This is a genomic window from Dongia sp. (assembly GCF_041910485.1).
Classification (GTDB): domain Bacteria; phylum Pseudomonadota; class Alphaproteobacteria; order Dongiales; family Dongiaceae; genus Dongia.
In genome coordinates this window covers 120,925-144,361 of the sequence record NZ_JAYRQR010000047.1, presented here as the reverse complement: position 1 = coordinate 144,361, position 23,437 = coordinate 120,925, and the positions used below count along the sequence as shown (strand labels likewise).

The 23,437-nt window shown below is 62.0% G+C and carries 20 protein-coding genes; 16 read left to right on the top strand and 4 right to left on the bottom strand.

Features of this window, described 5'->3' with window-relative positions:
- Positions 1–30 precede the first annotated feature (30 nt).
- The 4 genes from ACE3PP_RS15495 to dnaE all read left to right on the top strand — a co-directional run bounded on the left by ACE3PP_RS15495 (position 31) and on the right by dnaE (position 8,587).
- Entirely contained in the window at positions 31–1,986 is a 1,956-nt protein-coding gene (locus ACE3PP_RS15495; RefSeq protein ID WP_374383876.1) for a PhoX family phosphatase, read from the top strand.
- 147 nt (positions 1,987–2,133) lie between these two features.
- Positions 2,134–4,029 carry a PhoX family phosphatase gene (locus ACE3PP_RS15490; RefSeq protein ID WP_374383874.1) on the top strand — a complete coding sequence of 632 codons (1,896 nt, stop codon included), beginning with the start codon at positions 2,134–2,136 and terminating at the stop codon, positions 4,027–4,029.
- A gap of 155 nt (positions 4,030–4,184) precedes the next feature.
- The gene (locus ACE3PP_RS15485) at positions 4,185–4,910 is read left to right on the top strand and encodes a hypothetical protein (protein WP_374383872.1); all 726 of its coding nucleotides are present in this window, start codon (positions 4,185–4,187) and stop codon (positions 4,908–4,910) included.
- Positions 4,911–5,152: 242 nt separating this feature from the next.
- Positions 5,153–8,587, top strand: coding sequence for a DNA polymerase III subunit alpha (dnaE, locus tag ACE3PP_RS15480; RefSeq protein WP_374383870.1), 3,435 nt, complete (start codon positions 5,153–5,155; stop codon positions 8,585–8,587).
- Between the two features lie 13 nt (positions 8,588–8,600).
- On the opposite strand, the gene ACE3PP_RS15475 is transcribed toward dnaE, so the two are convergent.
- Positions 8,601–9,383, bottom strand: coding sequence for an outer membrane protein (locus tag ACE3PP_RS15475; protein WP_374383868.1), 783 nt, complete (start codon positions 9,381–9,383; stop codon positions 8,601–8,603).
- A gap of 258 nt (positions 9,384–9,641) precedes the next feature.
- Here ACE3PP_RS15475 and rpsB point away from each other — a divergent pair, with 258 nt between their 5' ends.
- The 11 genes from rpsB to fabZ all read left to right on the top strand — a co-directional run bounded on the left by rpsB (position 9,642) and on the right by fabZ (position 20,596).
- Positions 9,642–10,424, top strand: a complete 783-nt coding sequence (gene rpsB / locus ACE3PP_RS15470) for a 30S ribosomal protein S2 (protein ID WP_374383866.1) — start codon at positions 9,642–9,644, stop codon at positions 10,422–10,424.
- A gap of 102 nt (positions 10,425–10,526) precedes the next feature.
- Entirely contained in the window at positions 10,527–11,447 is a 921-nt protein-coding gene (gene tsf / locus ACE3PP_RS15465; RefSeq protein ID WP_374383864.1) for a translation elongation factor Ts, read from the top strand.
- A gap of 164 nt (positions 11,448–11,611) precedes the next feature.
- Entirely contained in the window at positions 11,612–12,424 is an 813-nt protein-coding gene (gene pyrH / locus ACE3PP_RS15460) for a UMP kinase (protein WP_374383863.1), read from the top strand.
- Between the two features lie 23 nt (positions 12,425–12,447).
- Complete coding sequence (frr, locus tag ACE3PP_RS15455; protein ID WP_374383862.1) at positions 12,448–13,005, top strand: ribosome recycling factor; 558 nt, start codon at positions 12,448–12,450, stop codon at positions 13,003–13,005.
- A 118-nt stretch (positions 13,006–13,123) separates the two neighbouring features.
- Positions 13,124–13,795 (top strand): polyprenyl diphosphate synthase, encoded by a 672-nt coding sequence (uppS, locus tag ACE3PP_RS15450; protein ID WP_374383962.1) that lies wholly within the window; start codon positions 13,124–13,126, stop codon positions 13,793–13,795.
- Positions 13,779–14,681: a phosphatidate cytidylyltransferase gene (locus ACE3PP_RS15445; protein ID WP_374383860.1), complete on the top strand. Its 903-nt coding sequence runs from the start codon at positions 13,779–13,781 to the stop codon at positions 14,679–14,681. The genes uppS and ACE3PP_RS15445 overlap by 17 nt, the downstream gene beginning before the upstream one ends.
- Complete coding sequence (locus ACE3PP_RS15440) at positions 14,672–15,883, top strand: 1-deoxy-D-xylulose-5-phosphate reductoisomerase (RefSeq protein WP_374383858.1); 1,212 nt, start codon at positions 14,672–14,674, stop codon at positions 15,881–15,883. Before ACE3PP_RS15445 ends, ACE3PP_RS15440 begins: the two co-directional genes overlap by 10 nt.
- A 64-nt stretch (positions 15,884–15,947) precedes the next feature.
- The gene (gene rseP / locus ACE3PP_RS15435; RefSeq protein ID WP_374383857.1) at positions 15,948–17,084 is read left to right on the top strand and encodes an RIP metalloprotease RseP; all 1,137 of its coding nucleotides are present in this window, start codon (positions 15,948–15,950) and stop codon (positions 17,082–17,084) included.
- A 17-nt stretch (positions 17,085–17,101) separates the two neighbouring features.
- Positions 17,102–19,468, top strand: a complete 2,367-nt coding sequence (gene bamA, locus ACE3PP_RS15430) for an outer membrane protein assembly factor BamA (RefSeq protein WP_374383855.1) — start codon at positions 17,102–17,104, stop codon at positions 19,466–19,468.
- A gap of 31 nt (positions 19,469–19,499) precedes the next feature.
- Positions 19,500–20,075, top strand: coding sequence for an OmpH family outer membrane protein (locus tag ACE3PP_RS15425; protein ID WP_374383853.1), 576 nt, complete (start codon positions 19,500–19,502; stop codon positions 20,073–20,075).
- 59 nt (positions 20,076–20,134) lie between these two features.
- Complete coding sequence (fabZ, locus tag ACE3PP_RS15420) at positions 20,135–20,596, top strand: 3-hydroxyacyl-ACP dehydratase FabZ (RefSeq protein ID WP_374383851.1); 462 nt, start codon at positions 20,135–20,137, stop codon at positions 20,594–20,596.
- Here the strand turns inward: fabZ and ACE3PP_RS15415 are convergent.
- Genes ACE3PP_RS15415 through ACE3PP_RS15405 form a run of 3 tightly spaced genes read right to left on the bottom strand, consistent with a single transcriptional unit; the run spans position 20,593 to position 23,077 of the window.
- On the bottom strand, positions 20,593–20,928 hold the full coding sequence (locus tag ACE3PP_RS15415) for an AzlD domain-containing protein (protein ID WP_374383849.1): 336 nt from the start codon (positions 20,926–20,928) through the stop codon (positions 20,593–20,595). The genes fabZ and ACE3PP_RS15415 overlap by 4 nt on opposite strands.
- Positions 20,925–21,671, bottom strand: a complete 747-nt coding sequence (locus ACE3PP_RS15410) for an AzlC family ABC transporter permease (protein WP_374383847.1) — start codon at positions 21,669–21,671, stop codon at positions 20,925–20,927. Before ACE3PP_RS15410 ends, ACE3PP_RS15415 begins: the two co-directional genes overlap by 4 nt.
- 5 nt (positions 21,672–21,676) lie before the next feature.
- The gene (locus tag ACE3PP_RS15405) at positions 21,677–23,077 is read right to left on the bottom strand and encodes a PLP-dependent aminotransferase family protein (RefSeq protein WP_374383845.1); all 1,401 of its coding nucleotides are present in this window, start codon (positions 23,075–23,077) and stop codon (positions 21,677–21,679) included.
- A 113-nt stretch (positions 23,078–23,190) separates the two neighbouring features.
- Between ACE3PP_RS15405 and ACE3PP_RS15400 the strand changes: the two genes are divergently transcribed.
- Positions 23,191–23,418 (top strand): DUF1127 domain-containing protein, encoded by a 228-nt coding sequence (locus ACE3PP_RS15400; RefSeq protein WP_374383843.1) that lies wholly within the window; start codon positions 23,191–23,193, stop codon positions 23,416–23,418.
- The last annotated feature ends 19 nt before the right edge of the window (positions 23,419–23,437 follow it).

The window sequence follows — 23,437 nt, the reverse complement described above, 5'->3', positions numbered from 1 at the left end:
TCATCGCTTTAGACAGAGGAGGCTCACGCGATGACTGAACGTCATTACCGCATGCCGGTGACGATCAATAACGAAGACGATCGCAACCCATCCAACCCGAGCGCCGGCCAGACCATGGCCGATCTCATCGTGCAGCGCATGTCGCGCCGCGCCGCGCTGAAGGGTTTGCTTGCGAGTGCTGCCGTGGGTGCCATCGGCGCCGGTGGCGGCTTCATGGCGCGCTCGGCGAAGGCTGCGCCGGCGCTGTCCTTCAGCGAAATCGCCCATGCCTATGACGAGAATCTCCACATTCCGGCCGGGTACACGGCGAAGGCGATTCTGCGTTGGGGCGATCCGATCATTGCCGGTGCTGCTGATTTCGACGCTGAGAAGCGCGATGCTGCCGCGCAAGGCCAGCAATTCGGCTACAACAACGACTTCATCCACTTCTGCCCGCTGCCCGAGGGTTCGGACAGCAGCGACCACGGCCTGCTGGTGGTCAATCACGAATATACCGACGCCCACATGATCTTCCCCGGTTTTGCGGACGGCAAGGAAGCCCTGGCCGGCACGACCGCGGAAATGGCGGCCTACGAACAAGCCGCGCACGGCCTGTCGGTTGTCGAGATCAAGAAGGACGGCAACAGCTGGTCGGCGGTGGCGGACGGCAAGCTCAATCGTCGCATCTCGCTGGCGACCGAGATGGAATTGGTCGGTCCAGCTGCTGGTCATGACCGCCTGAAGACGTCGGCTGATGCCACCGGCACCAAGGTCTTCGGCACGATGAACAATTGTGCCGGCGGGTGGACTCCCTGGGGCACGATCCTGTCCGCCGAAGAGAACATCCATCAGTATTTCGGTGGCGATCCGGCCGGCACCGCGGAAGCGGCCAACGCCAAGCGCATGGGCATCAAGGGCGAACCGTCCTATGCCTGGGGCAAGTTCGACGCGCGCTTCGACGTGACCAAGGAACCCAATGAACCGAACCGCTTCGGCTGGATCATCGAAGTCGATCCCTATGATCCGACGTCGAAGCCGGTCAAGCACACGGCGCTGGGCCGCTTCAAGCATGAAGCGGCGACCACCGTCATCAACGGTGACGGCCGCCTCGTCGTCTATACCGGCGACGATGAGCGCTTCGAGTATGTCTACAAATTCGTCAGCAACGGCACTTTCGATGCGGCCAAGGGCCGTGCCAATTCCGAACTGCTCAATGACGGCACCCTCTATGTGGCGAAGTTTGACGCCGAGGGCAATGTGACCTGGCTGCCGCTGGTGCACGGGCAGGGCGACCTCACCGAGGCCAACGGGTTCAAATCCCAGGCTGACGTGCTGATCGATGCCCGCCGCGCGGGCGACGTGCTGGGTGCGACCAAGATGGACCGCCCGGAAGATATCGAAACCAGCGACAAGACCGGCAAGGTCTATGTCGTTCTCACCAAGAACGACAAGCGCAAGGCCGACGATCTCAACCCGGCCAACGACCGCGCCGAAAACAAGTGGGGCCATATCATCGAGATGGTCCCGCCGATGGTTGACGGCAAGGCCGATCACGCCGCGACGGCCTATGGCTGGAGCGCCTTCATTAAGGCGGGCAACCCGAATGACCCGGCGGAAGGTGCCGGCTATGGCGGTGCCGTCAGTGATGCGGGCTGGTTCGCCAACCCGGACAACGTCGCCTTCGACGCGTCGGGTCGCCTCTGGATTGCTACCGACGGCTTCCCGGATTTCGGCGTCCATGATGGTCTCTGGGTCACTGAGACGGAAGGTGAGGGGCGCGCGATCACGCGTCACTTCCTGGGTTGCCCCCGCGGCGCTGAGCTTTGCGGCCCGGCCTTCACGCCGGACGGAAAGACCCTTTTCGTCTCCATCCAGCATCCGGGCGAAGAAAAGGGCGCGAACTTCGCGGCGCCGTCGACTCGTTGGCCGGACTTCAAGGAAGGCGTGCCGGCACGTCCATCCGTCGTTGCCGTGACCAAGGACGATGGCGGCGAAATCGGCGCCTGATCTCCCAGTTGGTTGAAAAGACAGGAAGCCCGGCCGGACCGTTCCGGCCGGGCTTTTCTGTCACATATCCTTCATGAATTGGCCGCGTGATCCGTCATTGCCGGGGACTACGCAGAACCTCTTCCCATTCCCCGACAGGAGGCAACGATGGCGGTAAATCCGCAAAAGTCATCGACACCCACATATGCAGAACTCGTGTCCGCACGCTTCTCGCGCCGCACCATGTTGCTCGGCGCAGCCGGCGCTGCTGCGGCGTCTGCCATGTCGCTGCGTTTGCCTGGCGCCCAGGCTGCCGCCAGCGCCTCGACTCTGACTTTCCCGGAACTGAAGAAGGTCTATGACCAGACGCATCACGTCGCCGATGGGTATAACGCCGACATTCTGGTGCGCTGGGGTGAGGCGATTCTGGGCGGTGCCGATCTGGAGGCAGGCCAGCAGAGTGCCGCCACCCAGGCCAAGCAGTTCGGCTACAATTGCGACTTCATCGGCTATCTGCCGCTGCCGCTCGGCTCGACCAGCAGCGATCATGGCCTCCTTTGCGTCAACAACGAATATCCCGATCCGCACATCATGTTCCCGGGTCTGACCGAGGATGATGCCGCCAAGAAGATGTCGGAAGATCAGATCCGAACGATCCAACAATCCTGGGGCCATTCGATCGTCGAGATCAAAAAGGAAGGCGGCAAGTGGCAGGTGGTGAAGGATAGCAAGTTCAACCGCCGTATCACCGGCACCACTGAGATTGCGATCTCCGGGCCGGCTGCAGGTCACAAGCTTCTGCAGACATCGGCCGATCCGACCGGCACCAAGGTCTTCGGCACCGGTTACAATTGCTCGGGTGGCGTGACGCCCTGGGGCACGGTCCTTTCCTGTGAGGAAGGCCTCTCCGATACATTTGGTGGCGACCCGGCCAAGGGCGGCGATCCGAAGCTCCTTGAACGCTATGCCTATGATGGTTCCGATTATTATGGCTTTGCGCGCATCGAGGCGCGTTTCAATCTGGATCAGGAAGCGAACGAGCCTAACCGCTTTGACTGGGTTGTCGAGATCGACCCTTATGCACCCGACGAAGCGCCGGTCAAGCGCACGGCGCTCGGCCGCATGGGGCATGAAGCCGCGACCTCGATCGTCAACAAGGACGGCCGTGTCGTCGTCTATACCGGTGACGACGACTATTTCGAATATATCTACCGCTTTGTGAGTGCCGGCACGTTCAACCCGGACGATCGGGCTGCCAACAAGAAGTTGCTGGACGAAGGCACCTTGTCGGTGGCGAAGTTCAGCGACGACGGGATGCTGACATGGATCCCGCTCATTCATGGTCAGAATGGTCTGACGGCCGAGAACGGCTTCGCCGACCAGGCCGAAGTGCTCATCAAGGCGCGCCTTGCCGGCGACACTGTCGGCGCCACCAAGATGGACCGGCCGGAAGACATGGAACCCAATCCGGCGACCGGTCGCGTCTATGCGGTGATGACCAAGAACAAGAAGCGCAAGGCCGATCAAGTGGACGGCGCCAACCCGCGCGCAGAGAATCTCTATGGCCACATCCTGGAAATGCTCCCGCCGGGCGAGGGCAAGGATGCGGACCATGCCGCCGACACGTTCAAGTGGGACGTGTTCCTCCTCGCCGGCAATCCGGCCAAGGCGGAAGAGGGGGCAAAGTACAATCCGGGTATCAGCCCTGACGGCTGGTTCGCTGCTCCCGACAACATCGCCTTCGATCCCAAGGGCCGCATATGGATCGCCAGCGACGGTGCCACCGATTTCGACATCGCCGACGGTCTCTATGGTGCTGACACGCTTGGTGATGGGCGGGCGTTGCCGCGCTTCTTCTTCGCCTGCCCGACAGGTGCTGAAATGTGCGGCCCTGCCTTCACGCCGGATGGAAAGACGCTCTTCGTCTCCGTCCAGCATCCGGCCGAAAACTCGGAGAGCCTGGACAAGGTCACAACGCGCTGGCCGGACTTCGGCGCCGACAGTCTGCCGCGACCCAGCGTCGTTGCTATCACCAAGCAGGATGGCGGCGAAATCGGTGGCTGACGGGCCGAGTCATGGACTTGTCATGCGCCTGCAAAGGAGCAGCAACCGGAATCGCGCATTCTCCTGATCAGAGAGGGTGCCTAGCCCGGGCCACGGATCGTTCAACAGATCTTTGGCCCGGGCTGGGGCATCGCAGGATCGGGTGAGGTGCCGCTATGACCGTGCAGACCAAATTGATCGGGGCCAATTCATCCGGAATCAACAGCAAGGTCGCTGCTCCGGCGGTCGGGCTTTCCCCTGACATTCAGGATATCGTCACTTTGCGCCGTGACCGCTGGCTTGACGGCCCGGAATCGGCGGGTCTCGCCGACGCAGGCGATCGTAACTGGTCGGAACGAGAGACCGACTTGGCGTGGGAGCGACTGGCGCGCCAGCGTTTCGGCATCGGTATGGCGTTCGTCGATGTCGCCAACGGCGTGGCCTATGCCATTGATGTCGACAGCGACGTGTTGCTCTATCGCGTCGTGACGTCACGGGCCGCTGATCGGCATCTCAATCTGGCCCAACTCATTGAATTCGGCGAAGTGGCTGTGGCGCGCTTTGTCGCCAATGGCATCCTGGAATGGCTGCCGCTGAGTGCCGCCCGCAATCTGCAGCAGGCGCGTCAGAATGCCCTGCGCCTTGGCGCCACACCGTTACGCCGTCTGTTCGCGCTGATACCGCTCAAGACCGCGGGTGGCATTCGCTTGGCGTCGACCGGTGGTGCCGAGGCGCTGACCCTTGACCTCGTACCGCCCAATGTCGGTGCCCAGATCTATCCGCATGCGCGGCGCTTTGCCTGGAACGAGGTCGATGCGCCGATGAGCTACGGTTTCGGTACGCCGGCTGCCGAGCAGATGCCGGCTGGTCTTGCGGCGCTATTCTCGCAACCCTGGCAATAAGTTCTAAACCCCGTCCTCGCATTGCTTTCCCGTCCTGGTCGTTGGCCAGGTCCGGCCGAGATCGTCCCCCGAACGATGGATCTTGGCCTCACTAGGCCCTCCGCCCTGTCCACGGAGGGCTTTTTCTTTGGCGGATCGAGGGGGAGGGAAACGAGGGTTTCCGCCAACTTGCCGTTCTTCCATCACCCGGTGAATCCTACTAGAGTCGACCGTCCCACGACTCACCGGTCCAGATAGTTCCAATGCCCCACGCCGATTTTGTCCATTTGCGCGTTCATTCTGCCTATTCCCTCTCGGAAGGGGCGATCAAGAACAAGCAACTGGTCGAACTCTGCAAGCGCAATTCCATGCCGGCCGTCGCCGTGACCGACACGGGCAACCTGTTTGGTGCGATGGAGTTTTCCAGTCTGGCCAAGGATGCCGGCGTCCAGCCGATCACCGGGTGCCAGCTGGGCCTTGCCCGTGAGCGGGATCCGCATCAAATGCAGATACCGGCCCCGGACCAGATCGTCCTGTTGGTGCAGTCCGAGCTGGGTTATGCGAACCTCGCTAAACTGTCGAGCGACGCCTATCTGAAAAGCGAGCCCGGAACTCCACCGCAGATTTCCTTGGAGGATATCGCGGCCCATGCCGACGGCTTGCTTGCCCTCACCGGCGGGCCCAAGGGGCTCATCGGGCGCCTGTTGCAGGAAGGGCAGGACCAGGCAGCGGAGGCGGCTCTTTTGCGCCTGGCTGCGATCTTTCCCGGTCGCCTCTATGTCGAACTGATGCGCCACGGGCTCGACGACGAGGCTCGTATCGAGGAAAGCCTCATCAACCTGGCCTATGCGCACAATCTGCCGCTCGTCGCCACGAACGATGTCTATTTTTCCGACGAGGGTATGTACCTTGCGCATGATGCGCTGCTCTGTATTGCCGGCGGCACCTATGTTGCCGAAACCAACCGCCGCAAGGTGACGCGCGAGCATCGCTTCAAATCCGGCGCCGAAATGGCCCAGCTCTTTGCCGACATTCCCGAAGCGATCGCCAACACATTGGTGATTGCCCAGCGTTGCGCCTACATGCCGCCGGCGCGCAAGCCGATCTTGCCGGCTTTCTCCGATGGCAAGAGCGAGGACGATGCCCTGCGGGAAATGGCGGCGCAAGGCTTGGAGAAACGCCTGACCGCGATGGACATCTCGGAAGAGGCGAAGAAGCCCTATCGCGACCGGCTGGAATTCGAGCTCGGCGTCATCATTCAGATGGGCTTTCCCGGCTACTTCCTCATCGTTGCCGAATTCATTCAATGGGCGAAGGCGCACGGCATTCCGGTAGGCCCGGGTCGCGGTTCCGGCGCCGGTTCGGTCGTTGCCTGGTCGCTCACCATCACTGACCTCGATCCATTGCGTTGGGGCCTCCTCTTCGAACGTTTCCTCAATCCGGAACGTATTTCGATGCCGGACTTCGACATCGATTTCTGCCAGGACCGGCGCGAAGAAGTCATCAAGCACGTCCAGGAACGCTACGGCCGAGACAAGGTCGGGCAGATCATCACCTTCGGTAAGCTGCAGGCGCGTGCTGCCGTGCGCGACGTTGGGCGCGTGTTGCAGATGCCCTATGGTCAGGTCGACCGGCTCTCCAAGCTCATCCCGAACAACCCGGCCAATCCGATCACCCTGAAGGAAGCGATCGAGGGCGAGCGCCAGCTGCGCGATGCCATGAGCGAGGATCCCAGTGTCAAGCGCCTGATGGAAGTCGCGCAAAAGCTCGAGGGTCTCTACCGGCACGCTTCGACCCATGCCGCCGGTGTAGTCATCGGTGACCGGCCGCTCGATCAACTGGTGCCGATGTACCGAGACCCGCGCTCGGACATGCCGGTGACGCAGTTCAACATGAAGGATGTCGAAAAGGCGGGCCTCGTCAAATTCGACTTCCTCGGTCTGAAGACACTCTCGGTCCTGCGCACGGCCGATCGGCTGCTCAGGAAGCGCGGCATCGAGATCGACATCGACCATCTGCCGCTCGATGATGCCAATACCTACGAAATGCTTGCCAAGGGCGATGCGACCGGCGTGTTCCAGCTGGAAAGTTCCGGCATGCGCGACGTGCTGCGCAAGCTGAAGCCCGACCGGTTCGAGGACATCATCGCCGTCGTGGCGCTCTATCGTCCCGGCCCGATGGACAACATCCCGAAATACATCAATTGCAAACATGGGCGCGAGGAGCCGGACTATCTCCATCCCTCGCTCGAAGGAATCCTCAAGGAAACCTTCGGCATCATGATCTATCAGGAACAGGTCATGCAGATTGCCCAGGTGCTGTCCGGCTACAGCCTGGGCGGCGCCGACCTGTTGCGCCGCGCGATGGGCAAGAAGATCAAGGAGGAGATGGAGGCCCAGCGCAAGCTGTTCATCGACGGCGCGGTCGAGCGCAAGGTGAAGGCGGAGAAGGCTGGCGAGATCTTCGATCAGGTCAACAAATTCGCGGGCTACGGCTTCAACAAGAGCCATGCCGCAGCCTATGCGCTGGTCGCCTACCAGACCGCTTATCTGAAGGCCAACTACCCGGTCGAGTTCTTCGCTGCGTCGATGACCTACGATATGGGCAATACCGACAAGCTCAACGCCTTCCGCCAGGAACTCAACCGCATCGGCATCAAGCTGCTGCAGCCCGATGTCAACAAGTCGGAGCCCACATTCGCGGTCGAGCAGCAGCCGGACGGTACGCTGGCGGTTCGTTACGCGCTGGGCGCCGTCAAGAATGTCGGCATGGGTCCGGTCGAAGCGATGGTGAAGGCGCGCGATGCGGGCGGCCCCTTCAAAAATCTCGAGGATTTCTGCGAACGCATCGACCCCAAGGGGCTCAACAAGCGGCAGGTCGAAAATCTTGTCCTGGCCGGTGCTTTCGACAGCCTCAATCCCAACCGCCAGCAGGTGCATGACAGTGTCGAACAGATGCTGCGGCAGTCGCAGGCGGCACATGAGGCCAAGGGCAGCAACCAATCGAGTATGTTCGCCGAGACGACACAGGTGCGCCTGACCCTGCCGCCCGTGCAGGATTGGCTGCCGATGGAGCGGCTGCAGCACGAATTCGGTGCCATCGGCTTTTATCTCTCGGCGCACCCTCTGGACTCATACGGCGCCAGCCTGAAGCGTCTGGATGTCGTTCCCTTCGCCGACTTGCCCGCTTGGCTGAAGGCCAAAGGCGCCTCGAAGGCGCGGGTTGCCGGTCTCGTCGTCGGCAAGCAGGAACGTACCTCGCAGAAGGGCAACCGCTTCGCCTTCATCCAGCTGACCGATCCCAGCGGTATGTTTGAAGCAACCATCTTTTCCGAACGCCTGACGCAAGCCCGCGAAATGCTGGAACCTGGCCGGGCACTCCTCCTCAACGTCGATTGCCGACAGGAAGAAGAGGGCGGCTTGCGCCTCATGGTGAACGAGGTTTCTAGCCTCGATCAGGCGGCGGCGGCCACGGCGGCGGGCCTAAAGATCTTCCTCAAGGATGCAAGCCCGGTCGATCCGATCAAGCAGGTCCTGACCAAGGCGGGAAGGGGGAAGGGGCGCATCGAGTTCGTCATCGACCTGCCCGAACAAAAACGCGAGGTCGACATCACGCTCCGCGAGCAATTTGCCGTGACACCTGCCGTGCGCGGTGCCATCCGCGCCATGCAGGGTGTCGCCGAGGTGATGGATACCTGAGACGGTCGTTCAGCTAGAACGCGTCAAACCGGTACGTAAAACCGACCATCATCATATGGCTCGATAGATCGACGGAACTGTCAATGTCGCCAGGGCTGGCAGGCTGAGACGCATTGAAGACGTGGGTACTGTTGTCTACGGTCCCAAGGTCGGTATAGGAGTATTGCGCGGAAACGGACCAGTTCTTGTCGATGGCATAATCGCCGCCGATACCAACAACGTAGCCCAGCTGCGTTTCCGAATCGGAGCTATGTCCTTCCCCGCCCGTACCGACGGTATCCGAGTAATCGGTCTCTATTTTGAGCCGGCTAAGGGTGGGGCCGGCCATGACATAAACCAGCCAATTGTCCTGTGCCCAACCGAGGCGGGGACGCAATGCGACCATCCAATCGGCTTCCACGCGCTGCTTCAGCGTAAATTCCGCCCCCGCGAGGCTGATCCAGTCTTGCGTGCTGCTGCGCTTTTCATCCCACAACAGCAGGTCGCCCGTGGCGCCGACGCCGAGGACGACATTGCCGAATTGGCGCGAATAGCCCAGCTGCAAGCTGGCCGACCAATCCCAATCGGTCGGGCTGCCACTTCCGGCATCCTTCAACTGCGTATGGTCACTGGCGTCCGTGAAATAGGCGCTCGGCTTGACGCCTTCGGCTTCAGTTTCGGGGGTGAGGATGCCGCCGCCGGCAAGGGCGCTGATGCTGAATCCCGACCAATCGACTTCCGACGCGGACTGCGCCGCTGCCTGCACGGAACTCAGGCCAAGACAGCAGCCCGCCAGCAGAATTGCCCTGCGAATCATTGATATATCCCCATCCCCACGCGATCCTGCCAATATTCCTATCTGGGCGGGATTTTCTGGTCAAGCCGATCCATTAACACTTTCCCGGGACCAACCCTTGCCATTTCGGCCGTAACCCTGTATTTCACCGCCACTAACAAACCGCATGCGGGTTCGCGCGCTGTCGGGGAGACATCCCGGCAGACTTCGCTCCGGTGTTCTAGATCTTTGATTTGGAACGCAAAATCCGCAGAGGCTTAACCGGAAAAGGACTTTGAAATGGCGCTGCCACAATTCAGCATGCGTCAGCTCTTGGAAGCTGGCGTTCACTTTGGTCACCACACCCGTCGTTGGAACCCGCAGATGGCCCCCTATCTGTTCGGCGTCCGTAACGGCGTGCATATCATCAATCTCGAATACACCGCCCCGATGCTCGAGCAGGCGATCAAGACCGTGCGCGACATCGCCGCTGCCGGTGGTCGTGTTCTCTTCGTCGGCACCAAGCGCGCCGCGGCCGACAAGGTCGCCGAAGCTGCCAAGCGTTGCGGCCAGTATTACGTCAACCATCGTTGGCTGGGCGGCATGCTCTCCAACTGGAAGACCATCTCGCAGTCGATCAAGCGCCTGCGCGAGATCGAGGAGAAGCTGACGACCAACACCGTCGGCCTCACCAAGAAAGAACTTCTGATGATGACCCGCGACCGCGACAAGCTGGAGCGCGCGCTGGGCGGCATCAAGGACATGGGCGGCCAGCCCGACATCCTCGTCATCATCGACACCAACAAGGAATCGCTCGCGGTGAAGGAAGCCAACAAGCTTGGCATTCCGATCGTCGCCATCCTTGATTCGAACTCCTCGCCGGAAGGCATCAATTTCCCGGTTCCGGGCAATGACGACGCCATCCGCGCCATCTCGCTCTACTGCGACCTCTTCTCGGGCGCCGTGCTCGACGGCCTGCAGCAGGAAGCGATCTCCTCGGGTGCCGACATCGGCGAATCCGAAGAGCTCCCGGCCGAACAGATCCCGGGCGACGAAGGCATCGAGCAGGGCGCTTCGGCGTAACGATTGCTTCGGCATAGCGTGGGGTCCGGGGCGTTACCGCGCCGGACCCCATTGCCACATCTGAATACCCAGTTACCGAATTAAGACGGAAGGATAAGGACCATGGCCGAGATTACTGCTGCGCTCGTGAAGGAGCTGCGCGAAGCCTCTGGCGCCGGCATGATGGATTGCAAGAAGGCGCTCGGTGAGACCAACGGCAATATCGAGGAAGCGATCGACTGGCTGCGCAAGAAGGGCCTTGCCGCCGCTGCCAAGAAGGCCGGCCGCGTCGCCGCCGAAGGCTTGGTCGGTGCTGCCGCCGAAGGCAATGTCGGCGCGCTCGTCGAAGTGAATTCCGAAACCGATTTCGTCGCCCGCAACGAGCAGTTCCAAGGCTTCGTCTCGGCCGTCGCCCGTCTGGCGCTGGCCCATGACGATGTCGAGGCGTTGAAGAACGCCAAGCATCCGGAAGGCGGCACCGTCGCCGAGAAGCTGACCAACCTGGTCGCCACCATCGGCGAGAACATGAACCTGCGCCGCTCGAAGCGCCTTGCCGTCTCGAACGGCGTCGTCGCTTCCTATGTGCACAATGCCGCCGCTCCGGGCATGGGCAAGATCGGCGTGCTTGTGGCTCTGGAATCGACCGGCGATGCCGCGAAGCTCCAGGCGCTGGGTAAGCAGATCGCCATGCATGTGGCCGCTGCCAACCCGCAGTCGCTCGACATCAGCAGCGTCGACCCGTCGAGCCTCGAGCGTGAGCGCGCCGTTCTCACCGAGCAGGCCCGTGCTTCGGGCAAGCCGGAAGAGATCATCGGCAAGATGGTCGAAGGTCGCGTCCGCAAGTTCTACGAGGAAGTCGTTCTCCTCGAGCAGCTTTACGTCATCGACGGCGAAAGCCGCGTGAAGCAGGTGGTCGAAAAGGCCGCCAAGGAAATCGGCGCCCCCGTGAAGCTGGTGGGCTTTGCCCGTATGGCCCTGGGCGAGGGCATCGAGAAGGAAGAAAAGGACTTCGCGTCCGAAGTCGCGGCCCAGCTCCGCGCCTAATTGTCCGGTTTTCGGCGGGTGCTTCCTGCGCCGCCGAATCGGGGTATAGTTCGGCGGGCGCCGGCCATCTGGTCGCCGCCCGCCAGCCGCCCATTTCCAAGAGCGGCCGCCTGGTCGAAACCCCGGCTGGGCCTAGATTACAGAGAGTGCAGGGAGAATTGCGTATGTCCAAGGCTGGTGCATCGTCGACGGTCGCTGAAGGTGAACATCCGACCGTCGCCCATGCCCCATCCGCGCCGCCCCCGGGCCTCCTCTATAAGCGTGTCCTGCTGAAAATCTCCGGCGAGGCCCTGATGGGCCAGCGCGACTACGGCCTGGAACCAGCAACCGTCAATCGCGTCGCCCAGGAAGTGAAGACCGTCCACGAGCTCGGCGTCGAATGCTGCCTGGTCATCGGCGGCGGCAATATCTTCCGCGGCATTGCCGGCGCTTCCGAAGGCATGCAGCGCGCCTCGGCCGACTATATGGGCATGCTGGCGACCGTCATGAACGCGCTCGCCATGCAGAACGCGCTCGAGCAGCTTGGCGTCGATACCCGGGTCCTCTCCGCCATTCCGATGCAATCGGTGTGCGAGCCCTATATCCGCCGTCGCGCCGTGCGCCATTTGGAAAAGCGCCGCGTCGTGATTTTCGCGGCCGGCACCGGCAATCCCTATTTCACGACCGATACCGCCGCTGCCTTGCGCGCGTCCGAAATGGGTTGCCAGGCGCTTTTGAAGGGCACCAAGGTCGACGGCGTCTACAGCGCCGATCCGAAGATCCACAAGGATGCCGAGCGCTACCAGCAATTGAGCCATCAGGACGTGCTGGCGCGCGACTTGAAGGTGATGGACGCGACGGCGATCGCACTCGCCCGCGACAACGACATTCCGATCATCGTTTTTTCGGTTCACACCCCCGGCATGATGGCCGAGGTGCTGCAGAATCGCGGCCGCTTCACGGTGATCGGCCATCGACACGAAAAGACCAAGAGCTGACTGAAAGGGTAGGAGAGGGTTCCATGAGCGATCCGCGTCTCGAAGATTACAAGCGCCGCATGGACGGCGCGCTGGAGGCCCTGCGCAAGGAATTCGCCGGCCTTCGTACCGGCCGCGCCTCGGTCAATCTGCTGGACCCGGTCCAGGTCAGCGCCTATGGCAGCACGATGCCGCTCAACCAGGTTGGCACGGTCAGCGTGCCGGAGCCGCGCATGATCACGGTCCAGGTCTGGGACAAGGGCATGGTCTCGGCGGTTGAGAAGGCCATCCGCGACGCCGGCCTCGGCCTCAACCCGGCCAGCGACGGCACCACTGTGCGCGTGCCGCTGCCTGAGCTTTCGCAGGAACGCCGCCAGGAACTGACCAAGGTCGCCCACAAATACGCCGAGCAGGGCCGCGTCGCGGTCCGCAACGTGCGCCGCGACGGCATGGATTTCCTGAAGAAGCAGGAAAAAGACCACAAGATCACCGAGGACGAGCACAAGAAGCTCGCCGACCTGATGCAGAAGCTCACCGACGAGCATGTGAAGAAGGTCGACGAGACGCTGGCGTCCAAGGAAAAGGAAATCCTGCAGGTCTGACCCTGCGGGTTTATCCGTGAGCCAGCCACGCCTCATTGCCGAACCGGTGCCGGCGTCCTCCGAGACTACTCGGGTGGCGAGTGGCGATGCACGGCCGCCGCGTCATGTCGCCATCATCATGGACGGCAACGGCCGTTGGGCGCGGGCGCGCGGCTTGCCGCGGACGGTCGGCCACAACAGCGGTGCCGAAGCCGTGCGGCGCGCCGTCAAAGGCGCCATTTCCTGCGGGGTCGAATATCTGACCCTGTTCGGTTTCTCCTCCGAGAATTGGAAGCGCCCGCTGGCGGAGATCGACGATCTCATGGGGCTCCTGAAGCTCTATCTCCGCCGCGAGATCGAGGAACTGCACCAGAACGGCATTCGCATGCAGGTGATCGGCGACCGCTCGCGCCTCGGGCCCGACGTCGTCGCCCTGATCGAGGCGGCGGAAACGAAGACCGCCGCCAACAAAAAGCTCACCCTCACCATTGCTCTGAGCTATGGCTCGCGGGCAGAGATTGTCGAGGCGGCGCGTCGCGCGGCCGAGGCGGTGGCGCGTGGCGAGCTGACGCCGGACCAGATCGATGAGACGCGCTTCGAGCGCTTTCTCTTTACCGCCGGCATGCCGGACCCGGACCTCCTCATTCGTACCAGCGGGGAAAAGCGCATCAGCAATTTCCTGCTCTGGCAGTGCGCCTATGCCGAGTTCGTCTTCCTCGAGAAGCACTGGCCCGATTTCGGCCAGGAGGACATGAAGGCGGCCATCGCCGAATTCCACGGCAGGAACCGCCGCTATGGCGCCACCGAATAGCCAACCCAAGAAGGTGAGCAATCTCACCGTCCGGATCATGTCCGCTCTGGTCCTGATCCCGGTCGTGGTGATCGTCGCCTATCTCGGCCAACCCTGGTTCGACGCCTTCGTCATTCTGTTCGCCGCGATCATGGCCTGGGAATGGGCGCGCATCGCCGGCCGTCGCCGCAACCCGGCCGACCCCAGCCCGGCAGCCCGCCTGCCGGTTTCTGACTGGACTTTGGCCGGTTTGGGTCTCGTGGCGATTGTGCTCCTGATCCTGCTCGATGCGCGGGGCGACGTCTTCGGCCTCTCGGTGCAGGTACTCCCGGTTACGACTGCGACCGCGATCGGGGTGATCCTCGCCACTCTGTTGGCCCTTCCCCGGCATTGCAGCCGCGCCATCTGGTTTGGTCTGGGCGTTCTTTACGTGGCGGTCCCGGCGATCGCCCTCCTTTGGGTGCGCGACGACCCGGTGACCGGGCAGGGGATCGAACTTCTGGCCTGGATCCTGGCCCTGGTGATCGCCACCGATACCGGCGCCTATGCGGCCGGCCGGTCGATCGGCGGACCGAAGCTCGCTCCCGCCATCTCGCCCAACAAAACTTGGGCGGGGCTCTTGGGTGGCATCGTCGCAGCGGCCATAGTCGGATTGGTTACCGGTCTTCTTCTGGGGCTTCCAAGCATTTGGAAATTAATGATTTTGAGCGGCGGACTGGCTGTGATAGAGCAGGTCGGCGATCTCATCGAATCCGCCTTCAAACGGCGCTTTGGGATGAAGGACAGCAGCCATATAATCCCGGGTCATGGGGGCGTCCTGGACCGGGTGGATGGGCTGCTGGCGGTATCGGTTGCCGTTGCGGCGTTGGACTATTTTGGCGAAGGTAGTGTGCTCTCATGGTTATGACCGGAACGGTGACGGAGCTTAAATCTCCCGCGACCGGCCCCCGCAGCGTCACGGTTCTTGGTTCGACCGGTTCGGTCGGCTGCAACACCATCGACATGATCGAGCGCAATCCCGGCGCCTACCGGGTCGAGGCGCTGACCGCCCACGGCAATGTCGACCTTTTGGTCGAGCAAGCGCTGAAGCTGAAGCCGCGCCTCGCTGTCACCGGCAGGCCCGAGAATTACGACAAGCTCAAATCGGCCCTCGCCGGGACCGGTATCGAGGTCGCCGCTGGCCGCAAGGCCGTGATCGAAGCAGCCGAGCGACCGGCTGAATGGGTGATGGCCTCGATTGTCGGCGCCGCCGGCCTGGAGCCGACACTGGCCGCCGTCCGCCGCGGCGCCCTCATCGGCCTCGCCAACAAGGAAACGCTGGTCTGTGCCGGGTCACTGATGATGAAAGAGGTGGCCAAGCACAAGGCCACCATGCTGCCGGTCGATTCCGAGCATTCGGCGATCTTCCAGGTCTTCGACTTCGACAAGATCCCGGCGATCGAGAAGATCATCCTCACGGCCTCGGGCGGCCCGTTCCGTACCAAGACCTATGCCGAGATGACCGAGATGACGCCGGCCCAGGCCGTTGCCCATCCCAACTGGTCGATGGGTGCCAAGATTTCGGTCGATTCCGCTTCGATGATGAACAAAGGCCTCGAACTCATTGAGGCACACCATCTTTTCGGCCTACCGGAAGACCAGATCGATATCCTCGTTCATCCGCAATCGGTCATCCATTCGATGGTCGCCTATCGCGACGGCTCGGTCCTGGCACAGCTGGGAACCCCCGATATGCGGACACCGATCGCCTATGCGCTGGGCTGGCCCAATCGAATTGAGGCGCCCTCGGCCCGGCTCGACTTCGCCAAGATCTCGCAATTCACCTTCGAAGCGCCTGATCCTGAAAGATTTCCGGCGCTGCGCTTGGCGCGGGAGGCATTGAAGGCCGGTGGCCGTGCGCCCACCATTCTCAATGCCGCCAATGAGATCGCCGTGGCGGCTTTCCTCGGCAATGAGATCCGGTTCACGGATATCGCGGCCAGTGTCGAAGCGGTCCTGGCCAAGATGCCGGTCGGGTCTCTCACCAGCATCGACGACGTGCTGGCGACCGATGCCGAAGCGCGCCAGGTCGCCGGGGTCGAGGTAGCGGCGCGGCGCAAGAACAGCTAGGTCTGTCAGGGCACTGAAAGACTTGGTCTGATAACGGGTTAGGGAAACAGGGAGCAAAGTTGGTATGGACATCGCCGCGGACTTCTCGCGCAACGTCTTCGTGTTCCTTCTCCTGTTGACCCCTTTGGTCTTCGTCCACGAGCTCGGCCACTTCCTGGTGGCGCGCTGGTGTGGCGTCCGTGTTGAAGTCTTCTCGATCGGCTTCGGCCGCGAACTCTTCGGCTTCACCGACAAGCATGGGACACGCTGGAAATTCAGCCTGCTGCCGCTGGGCGGTTACGTGCGCATGTTCGGCCAAGCACCCAACGAATTGGAAGGCGGCGAACTGCCGGTCGAGATGAGCGAGGCCGACCGGAAAGTTTCGTTCATGAACAAGAGCGTCGGCCGTCGCGCTGCCATCGTGGCCGCCGGTCCGATTGCCAATTTCATCTTCGCCATCCTGGTCCTGACGGTCCTTTTCTGGGGCTTCGGGAAGCAGTTCATCTCACCGGTGATCGACGAGATCAGCCCGGGATCGGCCGCGCAGGAGGCCGGTCTGCTGCCGGGTGACAAGATCATCGCTCTCAACAGCCGGCAGATTGCCACGTTCGAGGAGGTGGCGGACTACATCCACCTCAATCTGGATCAGCCGCTACAAGTCACAGTCGAGCGCAACGGTGCCCAGCAAACCGTAATGGCGACACCCAAGATCATCGTGCAGAAGGACATTCTGGGCCGAGACGCCCAAGTGGCCCGTCTGGGCGTGATCAGCAAAAGCGGTGGCCCGATGATTCAGCTTGGGCTCACCGATGCCGCCAAGGCAGCAGTGGACTATTGCTATACCAAGACCACCGAGATGCTGCAGGGACTCTGGCAGATGATCTGGGGCGTCCGGCCGGCGAGTGAGATTGGCGGCGTCCTTCGAATCGCCACGCTTTCCGGGGCGGTCGCCGAAATCGGGTTCTATCAGTTGACGATTTGGGCCGTGATGCTGTCCCTCAACCTCGGACTTATCAATCTATTCCCGGTCCCGATGCTGGACGGTGGGCATCTTGCCTACTATGCGGTCGAGGCGGCTCGGGGGCGGCCGTTGAGCGAAGGGGCTCAGGAGTGGGGGCTAAAAATCGGCCTCGCCATGGTACTTAGCCTCATGATATTTGCCACTTGGAACGACTTGGTTTATCTGAAAGTCGTCGATTTTTTCCACGGGCTCTTCACCTGAACCGGATGATGCGTAAAATGGCTTTCTTGCGTACGCTGCTTTGCGCCCCCAGGGGGAGGGCCGGCACTTCCAGCGTTACCCGCGCTGTCATCCGTGGCGTGTTTGCCGCTGTCTTGCTGGCGGCCATTGCCGTGCCGATGCACCGCGTGGCGCTCGCCCAGTCGATCAGCGCCGGCGACCCGATCCAGGAAATCCGGATCGAAGGCACCCAGCGAATTGAGCCGGATACGGTCCGCAGTTACATGGGCGTCAACCCGGGCGATCCGTTCGACGCCAAGGCCATCGACAAGGCGCTGAAGAACCTTTTCGCGACTGGGCTCTTTGCCGACGTCAACTTCCGCCGCGAGAACAGCTCGCTGGTCGTCCAGGTGACGGAAAATCCGATCATCAACCGCATCGCTTTCGAAGGCAATGATCGCCTCGACGACGATCAATTGCAGACCGAAATCCAGCTTCGCCCGCGCGTCGTCTACACGCAGCAGCGCGTGCAGTCGGATGTGAAGCGCCTGCTCGATCTTTATCGCCGCAACGGGCGCTTTGCGGCCACGGTCGATCCCAAGGTGATCAAGCTCGATCAGAACCGCGTCGATCTGGTCTTCGAAATCAATGAAGGCGACACGACGGATATCGAGCGCATCGACTTCGTCGGCAACAAGGTGTTCGACGACGACGATCTGCGCGATGTGGTCATCACCCGCGAAAGCGCATGGTTCCGTTTCCTCAGCAATGCCGACACCTACGATCCCGATCGGCTGACGGTAGATAAGGAGAATTTGCGCAAATTCTACCTTGAGGAAGGCTACGCCGATTTCCGCGTCGTCTCCGCGGTAGCCGAACTCTCGCCGGACCAGGAAGCCTTCTTCATCACCTTCACTGTGGAAGAGGGGGAGCGCTACAAGCTCGGCAAGGTCGACATCAAGACAACCCTCAAGGACCTCGATCCGAACTCGCTTTGGAGCGAAGTCCAGACGGGTGAGGGCGATTGGTACAATGCGACGCTGGTCGACAAATCGGTCCAGGCGATCGCCGACCGGGTGGGAAGCCTCGGTTACGCCTTTGTCGACGTGCGCCCGCGCATCAAGCGCGACGCCAAGAACCACGTTCTGGACCTGACCTATGACATCCAGGAAGGGCCGAAAGTGTATGTCGAACGCATCGACATTACCGGCAACATCCGTACCCAGGACAAGGTCATTCGTCGCGAATTCCGCCTCGCCGAGGGCGATGCGTTCTCAACCGCGAAGATGAAGCGTACCGAGCAGCGTCTGCGCAATCTGGGCTTCTTCGAAGCGGTCGATATCCAGACCGTGCCGGGCAGTGCGCCGGACAAGACCGTGGTCAAGGTGAAGGTCGCCGAACAATCGACCGGCGAACTGACCTTTGGTGCCGGCTTCTCGACGGCGGACGGTCCCTTGGGCAATATCGGCGTGCGTGAACGCAACCTGCTCGGTAAGGGACAGGATCTGCGCTTGAACTTCACGCTGTCCGGTAAGCGCTCGCAGGTCGACCTCAGCTTTACGGATCCGTATTTCCTGGATAAGGATATGTCGGCCGGCTTTGATCTGTTCCACCGTCGCTTCAATGATGTGCACGACGACAATTACGATCTGTCCCAGACCGGTTTTGGTCTGCGCATGGGGTATGATCTGACCGAGTACACCCGTCACACGCTGGGTGTCCGAATCAGTGCCGACAAAATCTCGGATGTCGACAAGGATCTGTCGGAAGCGATCCGCGACGAAAAAGGCTATACGCTGCGTACGACCTGGAGCTCTGACATTACCTACGATCGGCGCGACAATGTCGCGGATCCGCGCGATGGCTATTTTATCGGCCTATCTAACTCTATCATTTCTGTGCGTCCCGATTTCACTGACGAAGAGTTTAACCTTCAGTCAATGGTGCGCGGCGGGTACTTCTATCCGGTAACGGATGACGTCTCGATCGGGTTCTCTGCCGAGGCGGGTTACATCGCAGCGCCATTCGGCGGCAGTGTTCGCGTGACCGACGCTTTCACGCTCGGCGGTCAGAATCTGCGCGGCTTTGAAAGCGCTGGTGTCGGCCCCCGCGATGCGGACACGCACGACGCTCTGGGTGGCCAGTTCATCTTCGACGGCACGCTGCAAGCCAGCTTCCCGATCGGCCTGCCGGAAGAGTTCAACGTTCGTGGCCGTGCCTTCACCGATTTCGGTACGCTGACGGGGACGGATCTGATCAGCAATGTCGATGTTGATGACGACGCCAGCTTGCGTGCTTCGGCCGGTGTCGGCCTGACCTGGGTGTCGCCATTTGGTCCGATTGCGGTCGACCTCGCTTATCCGCTTTTGAAAGAGGATTACGACAAGACGGAGTATTTCCGTTTCAGCGTCGGGACCTCGTTCTAAGGTTAACAATTTGTCCATTGGAGTTACGCGCGTGTTTAAATTCCGTTACATGACGAAGGTCGCCTTGGCTTTCGCCGCGGCTCTCTTCATTTTGTCCAACGCCCAATCCAGCATGGCGCAATCGGCGCCAGCTACGGATCCGGCGTCGATTCCGATCCTGATTGGCGTGGTCGATGTCGAGCAGGTGCTGTCTTCGTCAACGGCTGGGCAGGCTCTGTCCAAGCAGTCCGAGGCCTTGCGCAAGCAATTCCAGGCCGATTTCACCGCCAAGCAGAAGGAATTGCGGGCTGCCGGCGATCAGTTCAACAAGCAGCGCGCCAGCATGACCGAGGCCCAGGTGGCCGACGCGGTGAAGAAGCTGCAGGACAAGGAAAACGCCTACCGCAAGGAATTCGAAACCAAGCGGAAGAGCCTCGATACATCCTTCGGCAATGCCCGCAAGAAGATCTTTGAAGCGCTCAACAAGGCTGTTCTCGACGTGGCACAGGCGCGCAAGCTGACACTTGTTCTTAAGAAGTCTGTCATCGTCGTTAGCGCCCAGGCTTGGGATATTACCGACAGTGTCATCGCGCAGCTCAACAAGATCCTGCCGTCGGTGAAGATGTAGCCTCGGCCCGTCAAGGGCCGGGAGGAGCTGTCGATCAGTATGAGTAAGAAGGGTCAGTGATGACGGAGCAAGCGGCTGCCGGCGGGGTTATCGATATTGCGTCGATCATGCGCATGATCCCGCATCGCTATCCCTTCTTGCTGATCGACCGGGTGATCGATGTCGTCTCGGGCGACAGCGCCACCGGCATCAAGAATGTCACGGTCAACGAGCCGTTCTTTCCCGGCCATTTTCCCGGCGCTCCTGTCATGCCGGGCGTCCTCATCGTCGAAGCGATGGCGCAGACGGCGGCGGTTATCGCCGTCCATGCACTGGGTTCCGAGGCCGAGGGCAAGATCGTGCTCTTCATGAGCATCGACGATTGCAAGTTCCGCCGCCCGGTGACGCCGGGTGACCAGCTGCGTCTCGAAGTGAAGAAGGACCGCGCCCGCGGTCCGGTCTGGCGCTTCATGGGCACCGCCAAGGTGGACGGTCAGGTGGTGGCCGAGGCGACTTTCGCCGCCATGATCCGCGACCGCTAGGCGCCCACGATCCAGCGCGTCGCGAAGAAGACCGCCATGCCGATGAGGATCGTCGGCATCAGCTTCTTCCATTTCCAGCTCACGACCGCCGCAACCACGGCGCCTACCAGATAGGGATTGGTGTAACCAGGCTGAATGCCCTGGTCGGCATCCGGATAGAGCGTTGCCGGCACGATAATGGCCGTCAGCACGGCGACCGGCACGAAACCGAGCGCCCGCTCGACGATGGGCGGAAAGCGCACGTGATCCGCAAAGAGATAGACCGGCCAGCGGATGGCGAGGTTGATGAGCGCCATGCCGCCGATCATCAGGACAATCTCGATGGCGCTCATGGCATCACCTTTTCACCACGCCGGTACCGCCGCTGCCACTCCTGGGCGACGAGGCCGACCAGGATGCCGGCAAGTGCCCCCAGCATCAGGCCCAGCTTGTAGGGCAGGGCATTCCCCAATGTGGCAACCAGCCCCGCGACGATCGCGGCCAGCCAGAACGGGGCCGAGCGCAACGCCGGCACCACGATGCCGGTGAAGGTCACGATCATCGCGAATTCGAGGCCCCAGTTCTTCACTTCCGGAAATTGGGTACCGATCACGATCCCCATATAGGTCCAGAACTGCCAGTTGAGATACATGCCGAGGCAGGAGGCCAGATAGTACCAATGCGCATGGGGCGCATTCCCTTCCTCGCGATAGCGCCGCTCCATCACCGCGAAAGTCTCGTCGGTCAGCATCGCGGCAAGGCCGAAGCGCCAGCTCTGATTGAGGTGCCGCACATGATCGACCAAAGTCGCCGCATAGAGGAGGTGCCGCAGATTGAGGATGAGTGTGGCCAGCCAGATCACGCCAAGGGCCGATCCGGTGCCCAGCAGCAGGATGGCGATGAACTGTGCCGAGCCGGAGAAGACGAACAGCGACATGCTCATCACCGCGAGCGGCGAGAGACCGGCGCCGGTCGCCAGCGTTCCGAAGATGAGGCCGAACGGGAAGGCTGAGACCATGAGCGGAAAGGTGGCGGCAAGACCCCGCATCGCTTCCGTTCGCGCCGAAGCCGGACTGCCGAGGGATTTCTCCGTCATGGAACTCACACGATGCCGAAGCCGGACGAGTTCGGCGGACAGCGCAGCAGATCGGCGATGCGCTGCAACGCCACTTCCAGCACGCGGCGATCGGCGGGCGCGCAGAGGCACAGGCGGACGCCGTTCGGCGCATTGCGCGTGAGCGAGAAGATCGTCGCCGGTGAGACGCCGACACCTTTCAACCGCGCCTGCAGTGCAAAACCGTCGGCGGTCCAGGTCTCGGGCAGTTTCAGCCAGATGTGATAGCTGGATTCGTCACCGCAGATCTGCACATCGGCAAGGATGCGCCGCGCCATGCGCTGGCGCGCAATGGCTTCGATGCGGTGCGCCTCGGCCAGGTCCATGCCGGTCCCGTCCTCGACCCAGTCGGCGGCGATCTCCGCCGTGAGCGGCGCCGCCATCCAGGTGGTCGAGCGCACGACCTGGGCAAATGAATCGAGAGCGCCTTCGGGAATGGCCAGATAGCCGACGCGCAAACCCGGCGCCATCGACTTCGAGACGCTGGTGAAATAGTGGCCCAGTTCCGGCGCATGCGCCGACAGCGGCTCGATGGTCCGCGTGCCGAGGAGAAACCCATAGACATCGTCCTCGACGATCTTCACGCCGTGCCGGCGTGCCACTTCGGCGAGCGCTCGGCGCCGTTCCGCCGAGACGACGATGCCGGTCGGGTTGTGCATGTTGACGACGCAGTAGAAGGCCTTGGGGCGCAGGTTGATGCAGGCCTGCTCGAATGCTTCCGGGTCAACGCCGTCGGCATCCATCTGCACGCCGTGGAGACGGATGCGCAGGAAGTCGGCAAGGCGCCGCAGGCCCGGGTAGGTGACGCTCTCGGTGACGACGACATCGCCGGGCTCGGTGATCGCGCCGAGTGCGGCCGTCATCGCATGCTGGCCGCCGGCGGTGACGATGACGCGCTCCGCCGCCACAGGATAGTGATGCTCGCCAAGCCATTGCGCACCCGCTGCGCGGTGGCGGGGCAGGCCGACATGATGGTGATAGTCGAGCAACGTATGGATGCCCGGTCGTGCCGACATCCGCTGCAGCGCCGTCGACAGCAGCGCATCGTTGGCGCGCGGTGTCGGGAAGTTGATGGAAAGATCGATGAAGCCGCCCGCTTCGATTTCTACGTCGCGGTCGATGGGCATTTCCGGCCGGCGGCGGACGTCGGGCCGGACGAACGTACCGCGCCCAACTTCGCCGCCGATGAGGCCGCGCCGCTCGGCTTCGGCATAGGCGCGCGTCACCGTGCCGACAGTGACCCCCAGCCGGTAAGCGAGTTCCCGGTGCGTGGGCAGGCGGGTCCCCGGCGCCATGCGCTGCTGGCGGATGTCTTCAGACAGCGCGTCCGCAATCGCCAGATAGCGGGGGCCGGGAAAGGCGGAAAGATCGGGTTGCCAGCTTGTCATGGTGACAATGTATCGATTGACTCGCGATAGTGTCAAAACAATTATGCGGTCGCGGGTACAATCCCGCGCAATGAATCGAATTCATTAACTTTATGTCAGCATAGGAGAACAAAATGTCTCGATACAAGTTGCCGGCGTTGTCAGGTCCATCCCTCTTCGGCCGACCTAGCTCCCGCGCTGCCGTGGGTCTTTCCCGCCGCATCGTGACCTATCTTTTCGATTGTCTCGACGTCTACCGGCAGCGCCGCGCGCTCGAGGCGCTCGATGATCGGCTGCTCAAGGATATCGGCCTCACCCGCTGCGATGTCGAAGCCGAAGTCTCGCGTCCGTTCTGGCGATGATGCGGGCGAGGGGAAGGGA

Bases quoted from the DNA above. Each gene is read 5' to 3' on its own strand.
- ACE3PP_RS15495 (WP_374383876.1), top strand. From the start codon at position 31: ATGACTGAACGTCATTACCGCATGCCGGTGACGATCAATAACGAAGAC.
- ACE3PP_RS15490 (WP_374383874.1), top strand. From the start codon at position 2,134: ATGGCGGTAAATCCGCAAAAGTCATCGACACCCACATATGCAGAACTC.
- ACE3PP_RS15485 (WP_374383872.1), top strand. From the start codon at position 4,185: ATGACCGTGCAGACCAAATTGATCGGGGCCAATTCATCCGGAATCAAC.
- dnaE (WP_374383870.1), top strand. From the start codon at position 5,153: ATGCCCCACGCCGATTTTGTCCATTTGCGCGTTCATTCTGCCTATTCC.
- ACE3PP_RS15475 (WP_374383868.1), bottom strand. From the start codon at position 9,383: ATGATTCGCAGGGCAATTCTGCTGGCGGGCTGCTGTCTTGGCCTGAGT.
- rpsB (WP_374383866.1), top strand. From the start codon at position 9,642: ATGGCGCTGCCACAATTCAGCATGCGTCAGCTCTTGGAAGCTGGCGTT.
- tsf (WP_374383864.1), top strand. From the start codon at position 10,527: ATGGCCGAGATTACTGCTGCGCTCGTGAAGGAGCTGCGCGAAGCCTCT.
- pyrH (WP_374383863.1), top strand. From the start codon at position 11,612: ATGTCCAAGGCTGGTGCATCGTCGACGGTCGCTGAAGGTGAACATCCG.
- frr (WP_374383862.1), top strand. From the start codon at position 12,448: ATGAGCGATCCGCGTCTCGAAGATTACAAGCGCCGCATGGACGGCGCG.
- uppS (WP_374383962.1), top strand. From the start codon at position 13,124: ATGGACGGCAACGGCCGTTGGGCGCGGGCGCGCGGCTTGCCGCGGACG.
- ACE3PP_RS15445 (WP_374383860.1), top strand. From the start codon at position 13,779: ATGGCGCCACCGAATAGCCAACCCAAGAAGGTGAGCAATCTCACCGTC.
- ACE3PP_RS15440 (WP_374383858.1), top strand. From the start codon at position 14,672: ATGGTTATGACCGGAACGGTGACGGAGCTTAAATCTCCCGCGACCGGC.
- rseP (WP_374383857.1), top strand. From the start codon at position 15,948: ATGGACATCGCCGCGGACTTCTCGCGCAACGTCTTCGTGTTCCTTCTC.
- bamA (WP_374383855.1), top strand. From the start codon at position 17,102: ATGGCTTTCTTGCGTACGCTGCTTTGCGCCCCCAGGGGGAGGGCCGGC.
- fabZ (WP_374383851.1), top strand. From the start codon at position 20,135: ATGACGGAGCAAGCGGCTGCCGGCGGGGTTATCGATATTGCGTCGATC.
- ACE3PP_RS15415 (WP_374383849.1), bottom strand. From the start codon at position 20,928: ATGAGCGCCATCGAGATTGTCCTGATGATCGGCGGCATGGCGCTCATC.
- ACE3PP_RS15410 (WP_374383847.1), bottom strand. From the start codon at position 21,671: ATGACGGAGAAATCCCTCGGCAGTCCGGCTTCGGCGCGAACGGAAGCG.
- ACE3PP_RS15405 (WP_374383845.1), bottom strand. From the start codon at position 23,077: ATGACAAGCTGGCAACCCGATCTTTCCGCCTTTCCCGGCCCCCGCTAT.
- ACE3PP_RS15400 (WP_374383843.1), top strand. From the start codon at position 23,191: ATGTCTCGATACAAGTTGCCGGCGTTGTCAGGTCCATCCCTCTTCGGC.